The sequence below is a fragment of the Rhizorhabdus dicambivorans genome, from assembly GCF_002355275.1.
Classification (GTDB): Bacteria; Pseudomonadota; Alphaproteobacteria; order Sphingomonadales; family Sphingomonadaceae; genus Rhizorhabdus; species Rhizorhabdus dicambivorans.
Genome location: NZ_CP023449.1, coordinates 1,669,059 through 1,686,838 on the forward strand (window position 1 = coordinate 1,669,059; position 17,780 = coordinate 1,686,838).

Here is a 17,780-nt window from a genome sequence, read left to right on the forward strand (position 1 = left end):
GGATGATTCGTCCCCGCGTTCGTCATTTCCGTATCCTTGGGATCGGGAAATGACGGAAAAGTAGGGATACCGACCGGCCTGGTTCCTCGGAACGTTGCCGGTGCCCTGGTCCCCGCCTTTTCGCAGTGATGCGGAAGAACCGAGCCCGGGCGGGGGCAATCGAAATTGGGCTGGAAGCTTCGGTTTATGCCGAGGCTTTTTTCGTTGGCACGCTCGCCGCTAACGCGAGCCTCTGTTGTGGAAGGAGCAGATCATGCGCACTGGCGTGATCGCGAAGAAGATGGGGATGACCCGCCTGTTCCAGGAAGACGGTCGGCACGTGCCGGTCACCGTCCTGGCGCTGGAGAATGTACAGGTCGTGGCTCGCCGCGAAGTCGACCGTGACGGCTATGCCGCCGTCCAGCTCGGCGCCGGCTCGGCCAAGCCGAAGAATCTCACCAAGCCGGAGCGCGGCCATTTCGGCAAGGCCGAAGTGGAGCCGAAGGCGATCCTCGTCGAGTTCCGCGTGTCGGAAGACGGCCTGCTGGACGTTGGCGCCGAACTGTCGGCCGACCATTTCGTCGCGGGCCAGCTCGTCGACATCTCGGGCAAGACCCAGGGCAAGGGTTTCGCGGGCGGCATGAAGCGCTGGGGCTTCGGCGGTCTGCGCGCCACCCACGGCGTCTCGGTCTCGCACCGTTCGCTCGGTTCAACCGGTAACCGCCAGGATCCGGGCCGCGTCTTCAAGAACAAGAAGATGGCCGGTCACATGGGTGACAAGAACCGCACCCAGCAGAACCTCGAAATCGTCCAGACCGACGCCGAGCGCGGCCTCCTCTTCGTCCGCGGCTCGGTCCCGGGCTCGAAGGGCACCTGGCTCCTCGTCAAGGACTCGGTCAAGGTTCCGGCGCACAAGGATGCGCCGTACCCGGCCGGTCTGAAGGCTGCGGCCAACAGCAACAACGCGCCCGCCGAGACGCCTGCGGAAGAGACCGCAGCTCCCGAAGCGGCCGAAGGCCAGGAGGGCTGATCATGAAGGTCAAGGTTCAGACCCTCGACGCCAAGGCATCGGGCGACATCGAGCTCAACGACGAGATTTTCGCTCTCGAGCCGCGTGCGGACATCCTCCACCGCGTCGTCACCTGGCAGCTCGAAAAGCGCCGCGGCACCGCCCGCGCCGCCCGCGAGCGTTCGGACGTCGCCCGTTCGGGCAAGAAGTTCGGTCGCCAGAAGGGCGGCGGTACCGCTCGTCACGGCGATCGCCGCGCCCCGATCTTCATCGGCGGCGGTAAAGCCCATGGTCCCCGCGTTCGCGACTTCAACCCGTCGCTGAACAAGAAGGTTCGTGCGCTCGGCCTGAAGATGGCGCTCTCGTCGAAGGCCAAGGACGGCAAGCTGCTGATCCTGGACACGCTGACGGTCAAGGAGTTCAAGACGAAGTCGCTGCTCGCGCAGATCGGCAAGCTGGGCTTCGGCAACACCACCCTCGTGATCGATGGCGACATGGTCGACAACGGTTTCGCGCTGGCGTCTTCGAACATCCCGAAGCTCAATGTGATGCCCGCCGTCGGTGCCAATGTGTACGACATTCTGAAGCATGAAACGCTGGTGCTGACGCGCGCCGCGGTCGAGAAGCTGGAGGCGCGTTTCAATGGCTAAGAAGCAGGAAGCCGTGGTGGACAACCGCCATTATGATGTGGTGCTGCGGCCGCACATCACCGAAAAGACGACGCTGCTCTCCGAGCATAACGCCGTGGTGTTCCAGGTTGCCGGCGATGCCAGCAAGCCGGAGATCAAGGCCGCGATCGAGGCGCTGTTCAACGTCAAGGTCACTGGCGTGAACACGATCGTCTCCAAGGGCAAGACGAAGCGCTGGAAGGGCACGCCCTACAAGCGCTCCGACGTGAAGAAGGCGATCGTGACGCTGGCCGAAGGCCAGTCCATCGACGTGACGACGGGAATCTGACGCCATGGCGCTGAAGCATTATAACCCGACGAGCCCGGCCCGCCGCGGCCTGATCCTCGTCGACAAGTCGAGCCTGTTCAAGGGCAAGCCGGTCAAGGCGCTGACCGAAGGCAAGCGCAAGTCGGGTGGCCGCAACAACCAGGGCCACGCCACCGCGCGCGGCATCGCTGGCGGCCACAAGCAGAAGTACCGGATCATCGACTTCAAGCGTCGCAAGTGGGATCAGCCCGCGACCGTCGAGCATCTGGAATATGACCCCAACCGTTCGGCCTTCATCGCGCTGGTGAAGTATGAGGACGGCGAGGTGGCCTACATCATCGCGCCGCAGCGTCTGGCGGCCGGCGACGTCATCGTCGCGGGCAAGAAGACCGACACCAAGCCGGGCAACGCGATGGAGATCGGCCAGGCTCCGGTCGGCACGATCGTCCACAATGTCGAGATGAAGCCCGGCAAGGGCGGTCAGATCGCGCGTGCGGCGGGCACCTATGTGCAGATCGTCGGCCGCGACAAGGGCATGGTGATGGTCCGCCTGAACTCGGGCGAGCAGCGTTACATCCGCTCGGACTGCATGTGCACCGTCGGTGCCGTGTCCAACCCGGACAACGCCAACCAGAACCTGGCCAAGGCCGGCCGCAACCGCTGGCTGGGCAAGCGCCCGCTGACGCGCGGCGTCGCCAAGAACCCGGTCGACCACCCGCATGGCGGCGGTGAAGGCCGCACCTCGGGCGGCCGTCATCCGGTCACCCCGTGGGGCAAGCCCACTAAGGGTGCGCGGACCCGCCACAACAAGGCGACCGACAAGTTCATCATCCGTTCGCGCCACGCGAAGAAGAAGAGGTAATCCATGGCCCGTTCCGTCTGGAAAGGTCCGTTCGTCGATCTCCACCTTCTCCGGAAGGCGGAAGGCGCTCAGGACAGTGGCGCGCGCGCTCCGATCAAGACCTGGTCGCGTCGCTCGACCATCCTGCCGCAGTTCGTTGGGCTCACGTTCAACGTCTACAACGGCCGCAAGTTCGTGCCTGTCTCGGTCAACGAGGACATGGTTGGTCACAAGCTGGGTGAGTTCGCGCCGACGCGCTACTTCCCCGGTCACGCCGACAAGAAGGGTAAGCGCTGATGTCGAAGCCCGCAGCTCCGCGCCGGGTCGGTGAGAAGGAGGCCCTTGCGGTCGCCACCACCGTTCGCGGCAGCCCGTACAAGCTCAATCTCGTCGCGGGCCTGATCCGCGGCAAGAAGGCCGGCGACGCGCTCAACATCCTCTCCTTCTCGACGAAGGCGATGGCTGTGGACGTGCGCAAGGTGCTCGCCTCGGCGATCGCCAATGCCGAGAACAACCACAATCTCGACGTCGACGCGCTCGTCGTGAAGGAAGCTTCGGTCGGCAAGTCGATCGTCATGAAGCGCTTCGCCACCCGCGGCCGCGGCAAGTCGACCCGCATCATCAAGCCGTTCGCGCGCCTCCGGGTCGTCGTTCGCGAGCAGCAGGAAGAGGCTGAATAACATGGGTCAGAAGTCCAACCCCATCGGCATGCGGCTGCAGATCAACCGCACCTGGGACAGCCGCTGGTATGCCGACGGCGCCGACTACGGCCGCCTGCTGCTCGAGGATCTCAAGATCCGCAAGCACATCATGAAGGCGATCCCGCAGGCCGCGATCTCGAAGGTCGTGATCGAGCGTCCGGCCAAGCTGTGCCGCATCTCGGTCTATGCCGCCCGTCCGGGCGTGATCATCGGCAAGAAGGGCGCAGACATCGAAAAACTGCGCCGCGCGCTCGGCAAGATGACCTCGTCGGAAGTCTCGCTGAACATCGTCGAGATCCGCAAGCCCGAGATCGACTCGAAGCTCGTGGCCCAGGGCGTCGCCGACCAGCTCGAGCGCCGCATCGCCTTCCGTCGCGCGATGAAGCGCGCGGTTCAGTCGGCGCTGCGTCTCGGTGCCGAGGGCATCCGCATCACCTGCGCCGGCCGCCTCGGCGGCGCGGAGATCGCGCGGACCGAATGGTATCGCGAGGGCCGTGTGCCGCTGCACACGTTGCGCGCGAATGTCGACTATGCCGAAGCCGAAGCCCACACCGCCTATGGCGTGTGCGGGATCAAGGTCTGGATCTTCAAGGGTGAGATCCTCGGCCATGATCCGCTGGCCCAGGACCGGCTCATGATGGAAGCTCAGACGTCGGGGGTCCGGCCGGCGCGGTAAGGGGTCTCCCCTTACGGCGTCGCCTGATCGACCGGACAATCGGTGTCAGAAGGCGATAGAAAATGCTGCAACCAAAGCGCACCAAATTCCGCAAGGCCCATAAGGGCCGCATCCATGGCAACGCGCCGGGCGGCGCGACGCTGAACTTCGGCGCGTTCGGCCTCAAGGCCCTCGAGCCGGACCGGATCACCGCGCGCCAGATCGAGGCGGCCCGCCGCGCGATCACCCGCCACATCAAGCGCCAGGGGCGTTTGTGGATCCGCGTGTTCCCGGACGTTCCGGTGTCGTCGAAGCCGGCCGAAGTCCGCATGGGCTCGGGTAAGGGTTCGCCGGAATTCTGGGCGGCCCGCGTCAAGCCCGGCCGTATCCTGTTCGAACTGGACGGCGTGCCCGGCCCGCTCGCCCGCGTCGCCTTCGAGCGCGCGATGGAGAAGCTGCCGATCAAGACCAAGGTCGTCGCCCGCTTCGGCGAGTCGATCTACGAGGACGCATAAGATGGCCAAGATTGCCGATCTCACTGCCAAGACCGACGATCAGCTCGCCCAGGATCTGGGTGAACTGAAGCGCGAGCAGTTCAACCTGCGCTTCCAGGCGGCGACCAGCCAGCTCGAGAAGCCGAGCCGCGTGAAGGAGGTCCGCCGGACCATCGCGCAGATCAAGACCCTGCAGACGCAGCGTGCCGCTGCGGCCGCGAAGTAAGGAGCTCCAGCCATGCCGAAGCGCGTGCTGACCGGAACGGTGGTCTCCGACAAGACCGACAAGACCGTCGTGGTGAAGGTCGAACGTCGCGTGAAGCACGCGATGTACGGCAAGATCATCAAGCGGTCGAAGAAGTATCACGCCCATGACGAGACCAATGAGTTTCGTGAGGGCGAGACGGTGCGCATCGAAGAGACCGCGCCGATTTCGAAGCTCAAGTCGTGGAAGGTGATCGGGCGGGTTGATACCCACGCGACGCCGAACCACGCCTGATCAAGGAAGGGTCTGAACAATGATCCAGATGCAGACGAACCTCGACGTCGCTGACAACAGCGGTGCCAAGAGGGTGCAGTGCATCAAGGTGCTGGGCGGTTCCAAGCGTCGTTTCGCGACCGTGGGCGACGTGATCGTCGTCTCGATCAAGGAAGCGGCTCCGCGCGGCAAGGTCAAGAAGGGTGACGTGCATCGCGCGGTCATCGTCCGCACCGCCAAGGACATCCATCGTCCCGACGGTTCGACGATCCGGTTCGATGGCAATGCCGCCGTCCTGATCAACAAGAACAGCGGCGAGCCGATCGGCACCCGCATCTTCGGCCCGGTGGTCCGCGAGCTCCGTGCCAAGAACCACATGAAGATCATCTCGCTCGCCCCTGAGGTGCTGTGATGTCCGCGCTGAAGATCAAGAAGGGTGACAAAGTCGTCGTCCTGTCCGGCAAGGACAAGGGCAAGACCGGCGAAGTCACGAAGGCCTTCCCCAAGGAGGCCAAGGTGATCGTGTCGGGCGTCAACGTCTCGACCCGCCATCGCAAGCCGAGCCAGGCGAACCCGCAGGGTGGCCTGGAGCGCGTCGAGGCGCCGATGCATGTCTCGAAGGTCGCGATCGCGACCGCCGACGGCAAGCCGACCCGCGTGCGCTTCGAAGTGCAGGACGGCAAGAAGGTCCGCGTCGCGGTCAAGACCGGGGAGACGATCAATGGCTGAGGCCTACACCCCGCGCTTCCGGAAGCTGTATGACGAGACGATCGTCAAGGCGATGACCGAGAAGTTCGGTTACAAGAATGCCATGGAAGTGCCGAAGATCACCAAGATCGTCCTGAACATGGGCGTTGGTGAGGCCACCCAGGACAAGAAGAAGGTCGAGCAGGCCGCGCAGGAAATGACCCTGATCGCGGGCCAGAAGGCCGTCATCACCAAGGCGAAGAAGTCGATCGCGCAGTTCAAGCTGCGCGAGGGCATGCCGATCGGCGCGAAGGTCACCCTCCGCCGCGAGCGCATGTACGAGTTCCTCGACCGGTTCGTGACGATCGCGCTTCCGCGCGTTCGCGACTTCCGTGGTCTCAACCCCAAGTCGTTCGACGGCCGCGGCAACTATGCCACCGGCCTAAAGGAACAGCTGATCTTCCCGGAGATCAGCTACGACAAGGTCGACAAGATCCGCGGCATGGATGTCATCATCGCCACCACGGCGAAGACCGACGATGAGGCGCGCGAGCTGCTGCGCCTGTTCGGCTTCCCCTTCCCGGTGGAAAATCAGGACCAGAAGCAGGCCGCTTAAGCGGCCTGCTGGATAAGGAAGAACTTAAGTCATGGCGAAACTGAGTTCGATCAACAAGAACGAGCGTCGCAAGAAGCTGGTGAAGGCTTATGCGGGCAAATATGCGCGCCTCAAGGCGATCGCGGACGACGAGAGCAAGGACGAGACGGAGCGCCTGATCGCGCGCCTGAAGCTCGCCGAGATCCCGCGCAATGCGAACCCGACCCGTGTGCGCAACCGGTGCGAAGTGACGGGCCGTCCTCGCGCTTATTATCGCAAGTTCCGGCTTTGCCGTGTGCAGCTCCGGGAGCTGGCCAACAAGGGCCTGATCCCCGGCGTCACCAAGTCGAGCTGGTAAGGAACCGAGAAGATGGCTCTGACCGATCCCCTGGGTGACCTGCTCACCCGCATCCGCAACGGGCAGCGCGCCCGCAAGGACAGCGTGGTTTCCCCCGCGTCCAAGCTGCGCGCCCGCGTGCTCGACGTGCTTCAGCGTGAAGGCTACATCCGTGGCTACAGCGAGGAAGACGTCGCCGGCCACAATGGCCTGCGCATCGAGCTGAAATATTTCGAAGGGCAGCCTGCGATCCAGCATGTCGCCCGTGTCTCCAAGCCGGGCCGCCGCGTCTATTCGGGTTCGAAGGAACTGCCGCGGATCCGCAACGGTCTGGGTATCAGCATCGTCTCGACGCCGAAGGGTGTTCTGTCTGACGCGGAAGCGCGCGAACAGAATGTCGGCGGCGAGGTTCTCGCGGAGGTCTTCTGATGAGCCGCATCGGTAAGAAGCCGGTCCCCGTGCCGGCGGGCGTCACCGCCGCGATCGAGGGCAAGACGCTCTCGGTCAAGGGTCCGAAGGGCACGCTCAGCATCGCGCTGGCCGACGAGGTCAGCTATGCGGTCGAGGACGGTTCGATTTCGGTCCAGCCGATCAACGACACCAAGCGTTCGCGTTCCTTCTGGGGCATGCAGCGGACCCTGGTGCAGAACCTGATCACCGGCGTGACCGAGGGCTATTCCAAGACCCTCCAGATCACCGGCGTCGGCTACCGCGCCAATGTCCAGGGCAAGAACCTGAAGCTGCAGCTCGGCTACAGCCACGATGTCGATTTCGCGATCCCCGAGGGGATCACGATCGCCACCCCCGATCAGACCACGGTCCAGATCTCGGGCATCGACAAGCAGCAGGTTGGCCAGGTGGCCGCGGAAATCCGCCGTTGGCGCAAGCCCGAGCCGTACAAGGGCAAGGGCATCAAATACGCCGGCGAGTATATCTTCCGCAAGGAAGGGAAGAAGAAGTAATGAGCAAGGGTCTCTCTCTCTTCGAGCGCCGCCGTCGGCGCGTCCGCACCGCGCTGCGCGCCCGTGGCGGTATCCGTCCGCGCCTTTCGGTGCATCGTTCGGGCCGTCACATCTATGCCCAGGTGATCGACGACGAGGCCGGCCGCACGGTCGCCTCGGCCTCGACCCTCGACAAGGATCTGAAGGGCAAGACCGGCGCCACCACCGATGCCGCGGCTTCGGTCGGCAAGGCGGTCGCCGAGCGTGCCAAGGCGGCGGGCGTCACCCAGGTGGTGTTCGATCGCGGCGGCTTCCTGTTCCATGGTCGCGTCAAGGCGCTGGCCGATGCGGCCCGCGAAGGCGGATTGGAGTTCTAAATGGCTGACGAAACCGAAATCCAGGCGGGCGCTCCGGCCGAAGCCATTCCCGGCGCCGAAGGCCAGGGCGAGCGTCGCGGCCGCGGTGGCCGTGGCCGTGGCGGCAACGACCGTGGTGGCCGTGGCCGTGAAGGCGGCCGTGGCCGTCGTGACGACCGCAACAAGAATGCGGACGATCAGGGCGAGGAACTGATCGAGAAGCTCGTTCACATCAACCGCGTCTCGAAGACCGTGAAGGGCGGCAAGCGCTTCGGCTTCGCCGCGCTGGTCGTGGTCGGCGACGGCAAGGGCCGCGCGGGCTTCGGCCACGGCAAGGCCCGCGAAGTGCCGGAGGCGATCTCGAAGGCGACCGCCGCCGCCAAGAAGGCGATGGTCCGCGTGCCGCTGCGCGAGGGCCGCACCCTGCATCATGACGGCAAGGGCCATTTCGGCGCCGGCCGCGTGACGGTCCGCACCGCGCCTCCGGGCACCGGCATCATCGCCGGCGGTCCGATGCGCGCGATCTTCGAGAGCCTGGGCGTCCATGACGTCGTGACCAAGTCGGTCGGCACCTCGAACCCCTACAACATGATCCGGGCGACCTTCGAGGCGCTCGCCGATCAGACGTCGCCGAAGTCGGTGTCGCAGCGCCGTGGCAAGAAGATCGCCGACCTGCTGGGTCGTGGCGGTGCTTCGGCCCAGGCTGCCGAGGCCGATGCGGCCGCGATCACGGAGTAATCGATCATGGCTGGCAAGACCATCAAGGTGACGCAGACCGGTTCGCCGATCCGCCGTCCGACCGACCAGCGCGCAACGCTGATCGGTCTCGGCCTGAACAAGATGCACAAGACCCGCGAACTGGCCGACACCCCCGAGGTGCGCGGCATGATCGCCAAGGTCCAGCATATGGTGAAGGTCGAGGACTGATCCTCGATCGATCCGCCGGTCCTTTCGGGGCTGGTCAAAAAGGTTGAAGGGGGCTAATCGCCCCCTTCCTCTATTCTAGCGCGAACATAGCGAAAGCGAGTGCACGATATGAAACTCAACGATCTCCGCGACAATGCAGGCGCCCGCAAGGGCCGGGTCCGTGTCGGACGCGGCATCGGCTCCGGCCTGGGCAAGACCGCCGGCCGCGGCCAGAAGGGCCAGACGAGCCGCTCGGGCGTCTCGATCAACGGCTTCGAGGGCGGCCAGATGCCGCTGCACATGCGGATCCCGAAGCGCGGCTTCAACAACATCTTCGCCAAGGACTATGCCGAGGTGAACCTGGGCGCGATCCAGAAGCTGGTCGATGGCGGCAAGCTGGAGACCGGCGGCGTGATCGACCATGAAGCGCTGAAGGCGGCCGGCGTCGCCCGTGGCGGCAAGGACGGCGTGCGCATCCTGGGCAAGGGCGAGCTCTCGGCCAAGCTGTCGTTCAAGGTGGCCGGCGTCTCCGCCGGTGCCCGCGCGGCGATCGAGAAGGCCGGTGGTTCGGTGGACGTGATCGAGGTGGTTCCGGCCGCCGAGAAGGCCGCCGCCAAGCACCGCACGGTCCAGAAGGCGCGTGCCGCCGACAAGGAAGCGAAGAAGGCGGCCAGCAAGGCCTGATCGTCGCTTCCTCATTCGGGGGCATGACAAGCCCGAACCATAGACTATATGAGGCGGCGGCGTGACCAATATGGTCTGCCGCCGTTTCCTTTTTCGGGGTCAGAGAACAACATGGCATCCGCAGCCGAACAAATGGCCGCCAACATCAGTCTGGGTCAGTTCGCCAAGGCGACCGAGCTCAAGAAGCGCCTATGGTTCACCCTGGGCGCGCTGATCATCTTCCGGCTGCTCAGCCATGTGCCGCTGCCGGGCCTCGACCCGCGCGTGCTCCAGTCGCTGTTCGAGACGACCAAGGGCGGCGTGCTCGATTTCTTCAACGCCTTCTCGGGCGGCTCGCTGACCCGCATGTCGCTGATCGCGCTCGGCGTGATGCCCTACATCACCGCCTCGATCGTGGTCCAGCTCGCCACCTCGCTGTCGCCGACCCTCGGCGCGCTGAAGAAGGAAGGCGAAAGCGGGCGCAAGAAGCTCAACCAGTACACCCGCTACGGCACGGTCCTGCTGACCGGCATCCAGGGCTATTTCATCGCGGTCGGCCTGGAGGGCTGGGGCGCCAGCGCCGGCATGGAGGCGGTGGTCATCGACCCCTATCTCTTCCGCCTGACGACCGTCATCTCGCTGATCGGCGGCACCATGTTCCTGATGTGGCTCGGTGAGCAGATCACCAGCCGGGGCATCGGCAATGGCGTCTCGCTGATCATCATGGCGGGCATCGTCTCGCAGCTGCCGACCGCGCTTGCCAATCTGTTCGAGGGCGGCCGCACCGGATCGCTCTCGGCGATGTTCATCGTCGCGGCGGTGGTCGGCGTGATCGCGCTGGTCGCGGGCATCGTCTTCATGGAGCGCGCGCAGCGCCGGGTGCTGATCCAGTATCCCAAGCGCCAGACCCAGCGCGGCATGATGCAGGCCGACAAGAGCCATCTGCCGCTCAAGATCAACACCGCCAACGTGATCCCGCCGATCTTCGCCTCGTCGCTGCTGCTGATGCCGCTGACGGTCAGCCAGTTCGCCGGTCAGCGTGCGCAGGGCGAGAGTGCCTGGGGCGACTTCATCATCTCGCTCAACCAGTATCTCCACCACGGCACGCCGCTCTACATGGGGCTCTATGCGGCGGGGATCATCTTCTTCTGCTTCTTCTACACCGCGGTTGTCTTCAACCCGGAGGAGACGGCGGACAATCTCAAGCGCCATGGCGGCTTCATTCCCGGCATCCGCCCGGGCAAGAACACCGCCGATTATCTGGATTATGTGCTGACCCGCATCACCGTGATCGGCGCGGCCTATCTGACCTTCATCTGCCTGGTGCCCGAATGGGTCACCGCGCAATATGGGCTGGGCCTGGCGCTGGGCGGCACCAGCCTGCTGATCGTCGTCAACGTCACCATCGACACGGTAACGCAGATCCAGAGCCACCTTCTCGCGCACCAATATGGTGACCTCATCAAGAAAGCCAAACTCAAGGGGGGAATGCGCCGTTGAATATCATCCTGCTGGGACCGCCCGGCGCCGGTAAGGGTACCCAGGCGTCGAAACTCGTGGCCGATCGCGGCATGGTGCAGCTCTCCACCGGAGACATGCTGCGCGCGGCGGTGAAGGCGGGTACGCCGATCGGCCTGAAGGCCAAGGCTGTCATGGATGCCGGAGAACTGGTTTCGGACGAGATCGTCTCGGGCCTGATCGGCGAGAAGCTCGATAGCATGGCGGCCGGCGAGGGCGCGATCTTCGACGGCTATCCGCGCACCGAGGCGCAGGCCGTTTCGCTGGACGAGATCCTCAAGAGCCGGGGTCGCGGCCTCGATCATGTGATCGAGCTCGAGGTCGACGAGGATGCGCTCGTCGAACGCATCACCGGGCGCTACACCTGCGCCCAGTGCGGCGAAGGCTATCACGACCGGTTCAAGCAGCCCCGGGCCGCCGGCACCTGCGACAAGTGCGGTTCGACCGAGTTCAAGCGCCGTCCCGACGACAATGAGGCGACGGTGCGTACCCGCATGGCGGAGTATCGCGCGAAGACCGCGCCGATCCTGCCGATCTACGAGGCACGCGGCCTGGTGAAGCGGGTCGACGGCATGGCCGAGATGGACCAGGTCTCGGCGGCCGTCGTGGCCATCCTCGACAGCTGATCTCATGGCGTTCCGGCAATCGCCGGAACGCTCGAGCCCCAGCCGGGCGGGATTGCCGAAGCGGCATCCGTCGGGCCTGGATCGCTTATGGACACAAAGCCGCTTTGGCTTTGCATCCACTTGGTGCATGGTTCCTTCCGCATGGAACAGCAACCGGTCAGGCGGCGGCGAAGGAGACGGCGGCGGGCCTCATCGGCCCAGCGCGAAACCGTCGCGTGGCTGACCCTGTTGTTCAGCCTTTTCCAGCGCGCCTATCACTGGGCGGCGCTGCTGCTCATCCTGGCGGTGATCCTCTATATCGGCCTTGGCGCCCCGGTCACGGTGCTGGACAGCATCCTCAGCTTCTGGGGCCACTGGTAGCATCGCGCGATGCTTTTCTGACGAAATGGTTTCGGGGGCGTGGCAATTCGGCCCAAGGGGCTGAAAAAACACATGCAAATGGCTGCTGAAAGTCCTTGCTCAGGCGCGTGAATCGCGGGATGCCTAGCGTCCACGGATGCCGAGTCCCACGGGACAGGGCTTGGATCTGAGGAGCAGGGGAAAAATCATATGGCCGTTTCAGATCATGTCGACCTCGCGGGATTCGTCGAGGGGGTGAAGAAGCGCAATCCGGGGCAGCCGGAATTCGCGCAGGCGGTGCAGGAAGTCGCCGAAGATATTTTCGATTTCATCGCCGACAAGGAACAGTATCACAAATATCAGATCCTGCGCCGCATCGCGGAGCCGGACCGGGTGATCAGCTTCCGCGTGTGCTGGGAAGACGACAAGGGCAATATCCGCGTCCAGCGCGGTTGGCGCGTCCAGAACAACAATTCGATCGGGCCCTATAAGGGCGGCATCCGCTTCCACCCCTCGGTGACCGAGAGCGTGCTGAAGTTCCTCGCCTTCGAGCAGACCTTCAAGAACGCGCTGACCGGCCTGCCCATGGGCGGCGGCAAGGGCGGATCGAACTTCAACCCGAAGGGCAAGAGCCCCAATGAGGTGATGCGCTTCTGCCAGAGCTTCATGAACGAGCTCTATCGCCACATCGGCGCGGACGTTGACGTTCCCGCCGGCGACATCGGCGTGGGTGGCCGCGAGATCGGCTACATGTTCGGCCAGTATAAGCGCCTGACCAACGAGTTCACCGGCGTGCTGACCGGCAAGGGCCTCGAATATGGCGGCTCGCTGATCCGCACCGAGGCGACCGGCTATGGCGCGGTCTACTTCCTGCACGAGATGCTCAAGCACAAGGGCAAGGATCTGGTCGGCCTCAATGCCGTCGTCTCGGGCTCGGGCAACGTCGCGACCCATGCGGCGGAGAAGATCAACCAGCTCGGCGGCAAGGTGCTGACCCTGTCGGACTCCGAAGGCTATATCTACGATCCGGAGGGCATCACCCAGGAGAAGGTGAACTGGGTCAAGGAGCTCAAGAATGTCCGCCGCGGCCGCATTTCCGAATATGTGAAGGAGTTCAAGGGCGCCGAGTTCCACGGCAATGGCGCGCGTCCCTGGGGCGTGCCCTGCGACGTGGCGGTGCCCTGCGCGACGCAGAACGAGCTGAATGAGGAAGAGGCCAAGACCCTGGTCAAGAACGGCGTCATCGCGGTTGCCGAGGGCGCCAACATGCCGACCACGCTTGAAGGCACCCATGTCTTCAAGAAGGCCAAGGTGCTGTTCGCGCCGGGCAAGGCCGCCAATGCCGGCGGCGTCGCGGTCTCGGGCCTCGAGATGAGCCAGAACTCGGCCCGCATCTCGTGGAAGGAGGAGGAGCTTCAGCGCCTCCTGCTGGACATCATGCAGGGCATCCATGGCCGCTGCCTCGAATATGGCGGCTCGGCCGGCACCGATCACATCGATTATGTGAAGGGCGCCAACATCGCCGGCTTCAAGAAGGTGGCCGACGCGATGCTCGCCTATGGCGTCGTCTGATCCGTCGCCGAATTGCTGAACAGGAAGGGGCGTCCGCTTTACGAAGCGGGCGCCTCTTTCCTTTCGGGCCCGTGCCGCGCCGGCTTGCGGCCATGCGGCAGGAAGTGGCGCTCGACCAGCCACCAGCTCGCCACCCCGGCGCCCAGCGCCAGCGCCATCGACAGCAGGATGAACGACGCGAAGGGCAGGGCGGTGGTCGCGACCAGCATCTGCTGGATGGTGTAGGCGTAGAGATAGGTGCCGTAGGAGAAGTCGCCGAAGCGCGCGGCGCGGCTGAGGTCGATCCGCGGGTGATAGGCGAGCCAGAAGACCGCATAGGCGATGGCGGGCGGGCCGAGCAGATGCGCGGCGATGAGGCCGGCGGGGCGGTGGCCGCCGAGATGGAAGCCCAGCAAGGCGCCCGCCAGCAATGCCGCCAGCAGCGCGGTCGAGCGCGGTATGTGAGCCCGCCAATGATAGACGATCATCCCCGCGAGGAAATTGGGCAGCACCCGGAACCAGGCGTAGGGCCAGCCGATCGCCTCGCGCAGCCAGTCGGGCCCACCCGGCTTGCGGCCGGTGACATCGAGCCAGCACCAGGTCAGGACGATCGCGACATAGACCAGCGGCAGGACATGCCGGCGCAGCCGCAGCGCGACCAGCCCGCTCAGGGCTACCCCGATATAGCAGAGGAATTCGAACCGGATGCTCCACAGCGCGCCGTTGACGGCGGGAACCGGGTTGCCGGCGAACAGGTCCGGGATCGGGAAATGATTGGCGAGCAGCAGGTTGGCGCCGATCGTCCGCGCCGCCTCGGCCGCGGTCAGCGACCAGCCCGGGGGGGCGAACAGCGGCGTCACCAGGAAGGCGCAGGCCGAGGTGGCAACCAGATAAGCCGGATAAATGCGTCTGATCCGCTTGGCCGCATAGCTGCCGATCGACGTCGACCGCTCATGGCTGTGCGCGATCAGGAAACCGCTGATGACGAAGAACACCCACACGCCGACATTGCCGCTGTTGTAATGGCCGTTGGTGGCCAGCGACATCGGCTCGAAATCCTCGGTGCCGAACCGCAGCGCGAAGCTGTGCGAGAACACCACCAGCAGGGCCATGGCAAGTCGGATCGCGTCGAAATTGTTCCGATAGAAGCGCCCGCGCTCGGCGGGGATGAGCAACGCCCGCGCCACCGGCTAGCGGCCCGTCACGGCGCCGGCGGCGGATGGAACGGCATATGTCCACGCCCATCCGAGCCCGCCGATCCCCATAGCCATTCCTTTCGCCATCGTTTCGTCTTATAAGCAGGGAAACCCGTCCCTCCCAAGCCGGCACCTGCTTGCGTGCCGAGGGCGGGCGATGCAGATTCGCTCCTGCCACGCGCTTGACAGCTGTTGTCGCGCGCTTTAGTGACGCTCGCTCCCATACCGCTCCGCCCGGTGCCGCTACGTGCGCGTGCCGTCGTTCTTGCGTTGTGGGAGGCGGCCCCGGTCCGATGGGGCGAGCGTCGAGATGGGGCGGCAAGCCAACCGCCCCGTGGAGCAGGAGAATAGCACAGTGGCACGTATTGCGGGTGTCAATATCCCGACCAACAAGCGCGTCGAAATCGCGCTGACCTATATCCACGGCATTGGTTCGGCCAAGGCCAAGGAAATCACCACCAAGCTGGGCATCGAGCGCCAGCGCCGCGTCCAGGACCTGAGCGATCAGGAGATCCTGCAGATCCGTGAAGCCATCGACGCCGGTTACACCGTCGAGGGCGATCTGCGCCGCCAGGTGGCGATGAACATCAAGCGCCTGATGGACCTGGCCTGCTATCGCGGCCTGCGTCACCGCAAGGGCCTGCCGGTCCGTGGCCAGCGCACGCACACCAATGCGCGCACCCGCAAGGGCAAGGCCAAGCCGATCGCCGGCAAGAAGAAGTAAGACGTCGGGAGACGTTTTACTCCGCCGGAGGCAGGCGCAGCGAGCGGCCACTTCGGTGTCACGAGATTAGGTCAGGAACGAACAGATGGCACGTGAACCTCAGCGCATTCGCCGTCGCGAGCGCAAGAACATCACCGCCGGCGTCGCCCATGTGAACGCCAGCTTCAACAACACCATGATCACCATCACCGACGCGCAGGGCAATGCGATCGCTTGGTCGTCGGCGGGCATGATGGGCTTCAAGGGCAGCCGCAAGTCGACCCCCTATGCCGCGCAGGTCGCGGCCGAGGATGCCGGCAAGAAGGCCGCCGAGCATGGCGTCCGCACCCTCGAGGTCGAGGTCAAGGGCCCCGGTTCGGGTCGTGAGTCGGCGCTGCGCGCGCTGCAGGCGGTCGGCTTCCACATCACGTCGATCCGCGACGTGACGCCGATCCCGCACAACGGCGTCCGCCCGTCGAAGCGCCGCCGCGTCTGATCCTGCGGGTCCGACCTGGCAAGGGGGGCTGGGCCCCCCACTAATTTCTCCAGTTTTTCCGGCAGGCGGCCTCCCGCTTCCTGCCATACCCCGAGGGGAACACAGTGGCTGTCAACGCAAAGAACTGGCAGGAACTCAAGAAGCCGAACGGCCTCGAAAAGAAGTCGGGCGGCGATGGCAAGCGCAAGGCGACCTTCGTCGCCGAGCCGCTCGAGCGCGGCTTTGGCCTGACGCTGGGCAACTCGTTGCGCCGCGTGCTGCTGTCCTCGCTGCAGGGCGCGGCCGTCACCTCGATCAAGATCGAGAATGTGCTGCATGAGTTCTCGAGCCTCGCCGGCGTCCGCGAGGACGTCACCGATATCGTGCTGAACGTCAAGCAGATCGCCCTGCGGATGCAGGGCGACGGTCCGAAGCGCCTCCAGCTTTCGGCGACCGGCCCGGCCGAGGTCACCGCGGGCATGATCGCGGCGACCGGCGACATCGAGGTGATGAACTCCGATCTGGTGATCTGCCATCTCGACGATGGCGCGACGCTGAACATGGAACTCACCGCCGACGTCGGCAAGGGCTATGTCACCGCGGCGGCGAACCGTCCGGTCGACGCGCCGATCGGCCTGATCCCGGTCGACTCGCTCTACTCGCCGGTCCGTCAGGTCGCCTACAAGGTGGAGAACACCCGCGTCGGCCAGGAGCTTGATTACGACAAGCTCACCCTGACGATCGAGACCGACGGCACCGTCACCCCGGAGGACGCGCTGGCCTATTCGGCGCGCATCCTGCAGGACCAGCTCCAGCTGTTCGTCCATTTCGACGACGGTATGGCGCTGTCGGCCCCGCAGGCCGGTGCCGCCGCCTCGGTGCAGGGCGGCGCGGAGCCGGAAGGCGATGCCAACCAGCTCAACCGTTACCTGCTCAAGAAGGTCGACGAGCTGGAGCTCAGCGTCCGTTCGGCCAACTGCCTCAAGAACGACAACATCATCTACATCGGCGATCTGGTCCAGAAGACCGAGGCCGAGATGCTGCGCACGCCGAACTTCGGCCGCAAGTCGCTCAACGAGATCAAGGAGGTCCTCGCCTCGATGGGGCTGCGCCTGGGCATGGAAATCCCCGGCTGGCCGCCCGAGAATATTGAGGAAATGGCCAAGAAGCTCGAACAGGAATTCTGATCGGGCGGTATCGCTCAGCGCCGCACCCGCTTCACCGGGGCGGCGTCGAGGGCCGAAGAGACAGGGTAAGGGCGGTGCCCTCAATCACCGCCTGGCTTGGGGTACCTCGCACGGCCCCCTGACGAACGAAGGAAAGATACCATGCGCCATCGCGTTGGCGGTCGTAAGCTTCAGCGGACCGCATCCCATCGTACCGCCCTGTTCCGCAACCAGTCGGCGGCGCTCATCAAGCATGAGCAGATCCTCACCACCCTCGCCAAGGCGAAGGAGCTTCGCCCCTATGTCGAGAAGCTGGTGACGCTGGCCAAGAAGGGCGGTCTCGCCAATCGCCGCCTCGCCCATGCGCGGCTGCTCGACGACACCCAGCTGAAGAAGCTGTTCGAGGTGCTGGCCGAGCGCTACGCGTCGCGCAACGGCGGCTACACCCGCGTCATCAAGGCCGGCATCCGCGCCTCGGACGCCGCCCCGATGGCGATCATCGAGTTCGTCGACCGCGACGTGTCGGCCAAGGGCCAGGATTCGGGCCCGGTCGCCGGTGACGATGATTTCGCCGACGCGGCGTGATCCCGGGCCCCGCAGGGGGCCTGCCTAAGCCATTGCAAAGAGA

General features: G+C 65.0%; 29 protein-coding genes. 28 read left to right on the top strand and 1 reads right to left on the bottom strand.

Translation table 11 applies throughout. The features are described 5' to 3' along the window. The first annotated feature begins 253 nt into the window (after positions 1–253). From rplC to gdhA, 24 genes are all read left to right on the top strand, one after another. Positions 254–1,009, top strand: a complete 756-nt coding sequence (gene rplC, locus CMV14_RS07975; protein ID WP_066966559.1) for a 50S ribosomal protein L3 — start codon at positions 254–256, stop codon at positions 1,007–1,009. Positions 1,010–1,011: 2 nt separating this feature from the next. Then, positions 1,012–1,638, top strand: a complete 627-nt coding sequence (gene rplD, locus CMV14_RS07980; RefSeq protein ID WP_066966369.1) for a 50S ribosomal protein L4 — start codon at positions 1,012–1,014, stop codon at positions 1,636–1,638. After that, positions 1,631–1,945, top strand: coding sequence for a 50S ribosomal protein L23 (locus CMV14_RS07985; protein WP_066966368.1), 315 nt, complete (start codon positions 1,631–1,633; stop codon positions 1,943–1,945). The genes rplD and CMV14_RS07985 overlap by 8 nt, the downstream gene beginning before the upstream one ends. 4 nt (positions 1,946–1,949) lie before the next feature. Beyond that, positions 1,950–2,786 carry a 50S ribosomal protein L2 gene (rplB, locus tag CMV14_RS07990; RefSeq protein WP_066966365.1) on the top strand — a complete coding sequence of 279 codons (837 nt, stop codon included), beginning with the start codon at positions 1,950–1,952 and terminating at the stop codon, positions 2,784–2,786. Between the two features lie 3 nt (positions 2,787–2,789). Further along, the gene (rpsS, locus tag CMV14_RS07995) at positions 2,790–3,062 is read left to right on the top strand and encodes a 30S ribosomal protein S19 (protein ID WP_046194320.1); all 273 of its coding nucleotides are present in this window, start codon (positions 2,790–2,792) and stop codon (positions 3,060–3,062) included. Then, entirely contained in the window at positions 3,062–3,445 is a 384-nt protein-coding gene (rplV, locus tag CMV14_RS08000) for a 50S ribosomal protein L22 (protein WP_066966363.1), read from the top strand. Before rpsS ends, rplV begins: the two co-directional genes overlap by 1 nt. Position 3,446: 1 nt before the next feature. Further along, positions 3,447–4,142, top strand: a complete 696-nt coding sequence (rpsC, locus tag CMV14_RS08005) for a 30S ribosomal protein S3 (RefSeq protein WP_066966360.1) — start codon at positions 3,447–3,449, stop codon at positions 4,140–4,142. Positions 4,143–4,204: 62 nt separating this feature from the next. Beyond that, the gene (rplP, locus tag CMV14_RS08010) at positions 4,205–4,636 is read left to right on the top strand and encodes a 50S ribosomal protein L16 (protein ID WP_066966357.1); all 432 of its coding nucleotides are present in this window, start codon (positions 4,205–4,207) and stop codon (positions 4,634–4,636) included. Between the two features lies 1 nt (position 4,637). Continuing rightward, positions 4,638–4,841 carry a 50S ribosomal protein L29 gene (gene rpmC / locus CMV14_RS08015; RefSeq protein WP_011952188.1) on the top strand — a complete coding sequence of 68 codons (204 nt, stop codon included), beginning with the start codon at positions 4,638–4,640 and terminating at the stop codon, positions 4,839–4,841. A gap of 12 nt (positions 4,842–4,853) precedes the next feature. Further along, entirely contained in the window at positions 4,854–5,114 is a 261-nt protein-coding gene (rpsQ, locus tag CMV14_RS08020) for a 30S ribosomal protein S17 (protein WP_066966354.1), read from the top strand. Between the two features lie 19 nt (positions 5,115–5,133). Then, on the top strand, positions 5,134–5,505 hold the full coding sequence (gene rplN, locus CMV14_RS08025) for a 50S ribosomal protein L14 (protein ID WP_011952186.1): 372 nt from the start codon (positions 5,134–5,136) through the stop codon (positions 5,503–5,505). After that, a complete protein-coding gene (gene rplX / locus CMV14_RS08030) occupies positions 5,505–5,822 on the top strand; it encodes a 50S ribosomal protein L24 (RefSeq protein WP_066966351.1) in 318 nt (105 codons plus the stop codon). The genes rplN and rplX overlap by 1 nt, the downstream gene beginning before the upstream one ends. Then, positions 5,815–6,396 (top strand): 50S ribosomal protein L5, encoded by a 582-nt coding sequence (gene rplE, locus CMV14_RS08035; RefSeq protein ID WP_066966348.1) that lies wholly within the window; start codon positions 5,815–5,817, stop codon positions 6,394–6,396. Before rplX ends, rplE begins: the two co-directional genes overlap by 8 nt. Before the next feature lie 31 nt (positions 6,397–6,427). Beyond that, positions 6,428–6,733, top strand: a complete 306-nt coding sequence (rpsN, locus tag CMV14_RS08040) for a 30S ribosomal protein S14 (protein WP_066966345.1) — start codon at positions 6,428–6,430, stop codon at positions 6,731–6,733. A gap of 12 nt (positions 6,734–6,745) precedes the next feature. Beyond that, complete coding sequence (gene rpsH / locus CMV14_RS08045; protein WP_066966342.1) at positions 6,746–7,141, top strand: 30S ribosomal protein S8; 396 nt, start codon at positions 6,746–6,748, stop codon at positions 7,139–7,141. Beyond that, complete coding sequence (rplF, locus tag CMV14_RS08050) at positions 7,141–7,674, top strand: 50S ribosomal protein L6 (protein ID WP_066966338.1); 534 nt, start codon at positions 7,141–7,143, stop codon at positions 7,672–7,674. Before rpsH ends, rplF begins: the two co-directional genes overlap by 1 nt. Further along, positions 7,674–8,030: a 50S ribosomal protein L18 gene (rplR, locus tag CMV14_RS08055; protein ID WP_066966335.1), complete on the top strand. Its 357-nt coding sequence runs from the start codon at positions 7,674–7,676 to the stop codon at positions 8,028–8,030. Before rplF ends, rplR begins: the two co-directional genes overlap by 1 nt. Beyond that, the gene (gene rpsE, locus CMV14_RS08060) at positions 8,031–8,747 is read left to right on the top strand and encodes a 30S ribosomal protein S5 (protein WP_083215989.1); all 717 of its coding nucleotides are present in this window, start codon (positions 8,031–8,033) and stop codon (positions 8,745–8,747) included. Positions 8,748–8,753: 6 nt separating this feature from the next. After that, complete coding sequence (rpmD, locus tag CMV14_RS08065; RefSeq protein ID WP_066966332.1) at positions 8,754–8,936, top strand: 50S ribosomal protein L30; 183 nt, start codon at positions 8,754–8,756, stop codon at positions 8,934–8,936. A 108-nt stretch (positions 8,937–9,044) separates the two neighbouring features. After that, a complete protein-coding gene (gene rplO, locus CMV14_RS08070) occupies positions 9,045–9,599 on the top strand; it encodes a 50S ribosomal protein L15 (protein WP_066966329.1) in 555 nt (184 codons plus the stop codon). A 111-nt stretch (positions 9,600–9,710) separates the two neighbouring features. Then, positions 9,711–11,078 (top strand): preprotein translocase subunit SecY, encoded by a 1,368-nt coding sequence (secY, locus tag CMV14_RS08075; protein WP_066966326.1) that lies wholly within the window; start codon positions 9,711–9,713, stop codon positions 11,076–11,078. Beyond that, a complete protein-coding gene (locus CMV14_RS08080) occupies positions 11,075–11,722 on the top strand; it encodes an adenylate kinase (protein WP_066966324.1) in 648 nt (215 codons plus the stop codon). The genes secY and CMV14_RS08080 overlap by 4 nt, the downstream gene beginning before the upstream one ends. Positions 11,723–11,863: 141 nt before the next feature. Then, on the top strand, positions 11,864–12,082 hold the full coding sequence (locus CMV14_RS08085) for a hypothetical protein (protein ID WP_139114741.1): 219 nt from the start codon (positions 11,864–11,866) through the stop codon (positions 12,080–12,082). 189 nt (positions 12,083–12,271) lie between these two features. Beyond that, the gene (gdhA, locus tag CMV14_RS08090; RefSeq protein ID WP_066966318.1) at positions 12,272–13,633 is read left to right on the top strand and encodes an NADP-specific glutamate dehydrogenase; all 1,362 of its coding nucleotides are present in this window, start codon (positions 12,272–12,274) and stop codon (positions 13,631–13,633) included. 38 nt (positions 13,634–13,671) lie between these two features. On the opposite strand, the gene CMV14_RS08095 is transcribed toward gdhA, so the two are convergent. After that, positions 13,672–14,787 carry an acyltransferase family protein gene (locus tag CMV14_RS08095; protein ID WP_066966554.1) on the bottom strand — a complete coding sequence of 372 codons (1,116 nt, stop codon included), beginning with the start codon at positions 14,785–14,787 and terminating at the stop codon, positions 13,672–13,674. Between the two features lie 376 nt (positions 14,788–15,163). Here CMV14_RS08095 and rpsM point away from each other — a divergent pair, with 376 nt between their 5' ends. The 4 genes from rpsM to rplQ all read left to right on the top strand — a co-directional run bounded on the left by rpsM (position 15,164) and on the right by rplQ (position 17,737). Continuing rightward, positions 15,164–15,532, top strand: coding sequence for a 30S ribosomal protein S13 (gene rpsM / locus CMV14_RS08100; protein WP_066966550.1), 369 nt, complete (start codon positions 15,164–15,166; stop codon positions 15,530–15,532). A gap of 85 nt (positions 15,533–15,617) precedes the next feature. Then, a complete protein-coding gene (gene rpsK, locus CMV14_RS08105) occupies positions 15,618–16,007 on the top strand; it encodes a 30S ribosomal protein S11 (protein ID WP_011952170.1) in 390 nt (129 codons plus the stop codon). Between the two features lie 104 nt (positions 16,008–16,111). Beyond that, positions 16,112–17,173: a DNA-directed RNA polymerase subunit alpha gene (locus tag CMV14_RS08110; RefSeq protein ID WP_066966315.1), complete on the top strand. Its 1,062-nt coding sequence runs from the start codon at positions 16,112–16,114 to the stop codon at positions 17,171–17,173. A gap of 141 nt (positions 17,174–17,314) precedes the next feature. After that, positions 17,315–17,737, top strand: coding sequence for a 50S ribosomal protein L17 (gene rplQ, locus CMV14_RS08115; RefSeq protein ID WP_066966313.1), 423 nt, complete (start codon positions 17,315–17,317; stop codon positions 17,735–17,737). Positions 17,738–17,780: the final 43 nt, after the last annotated feature.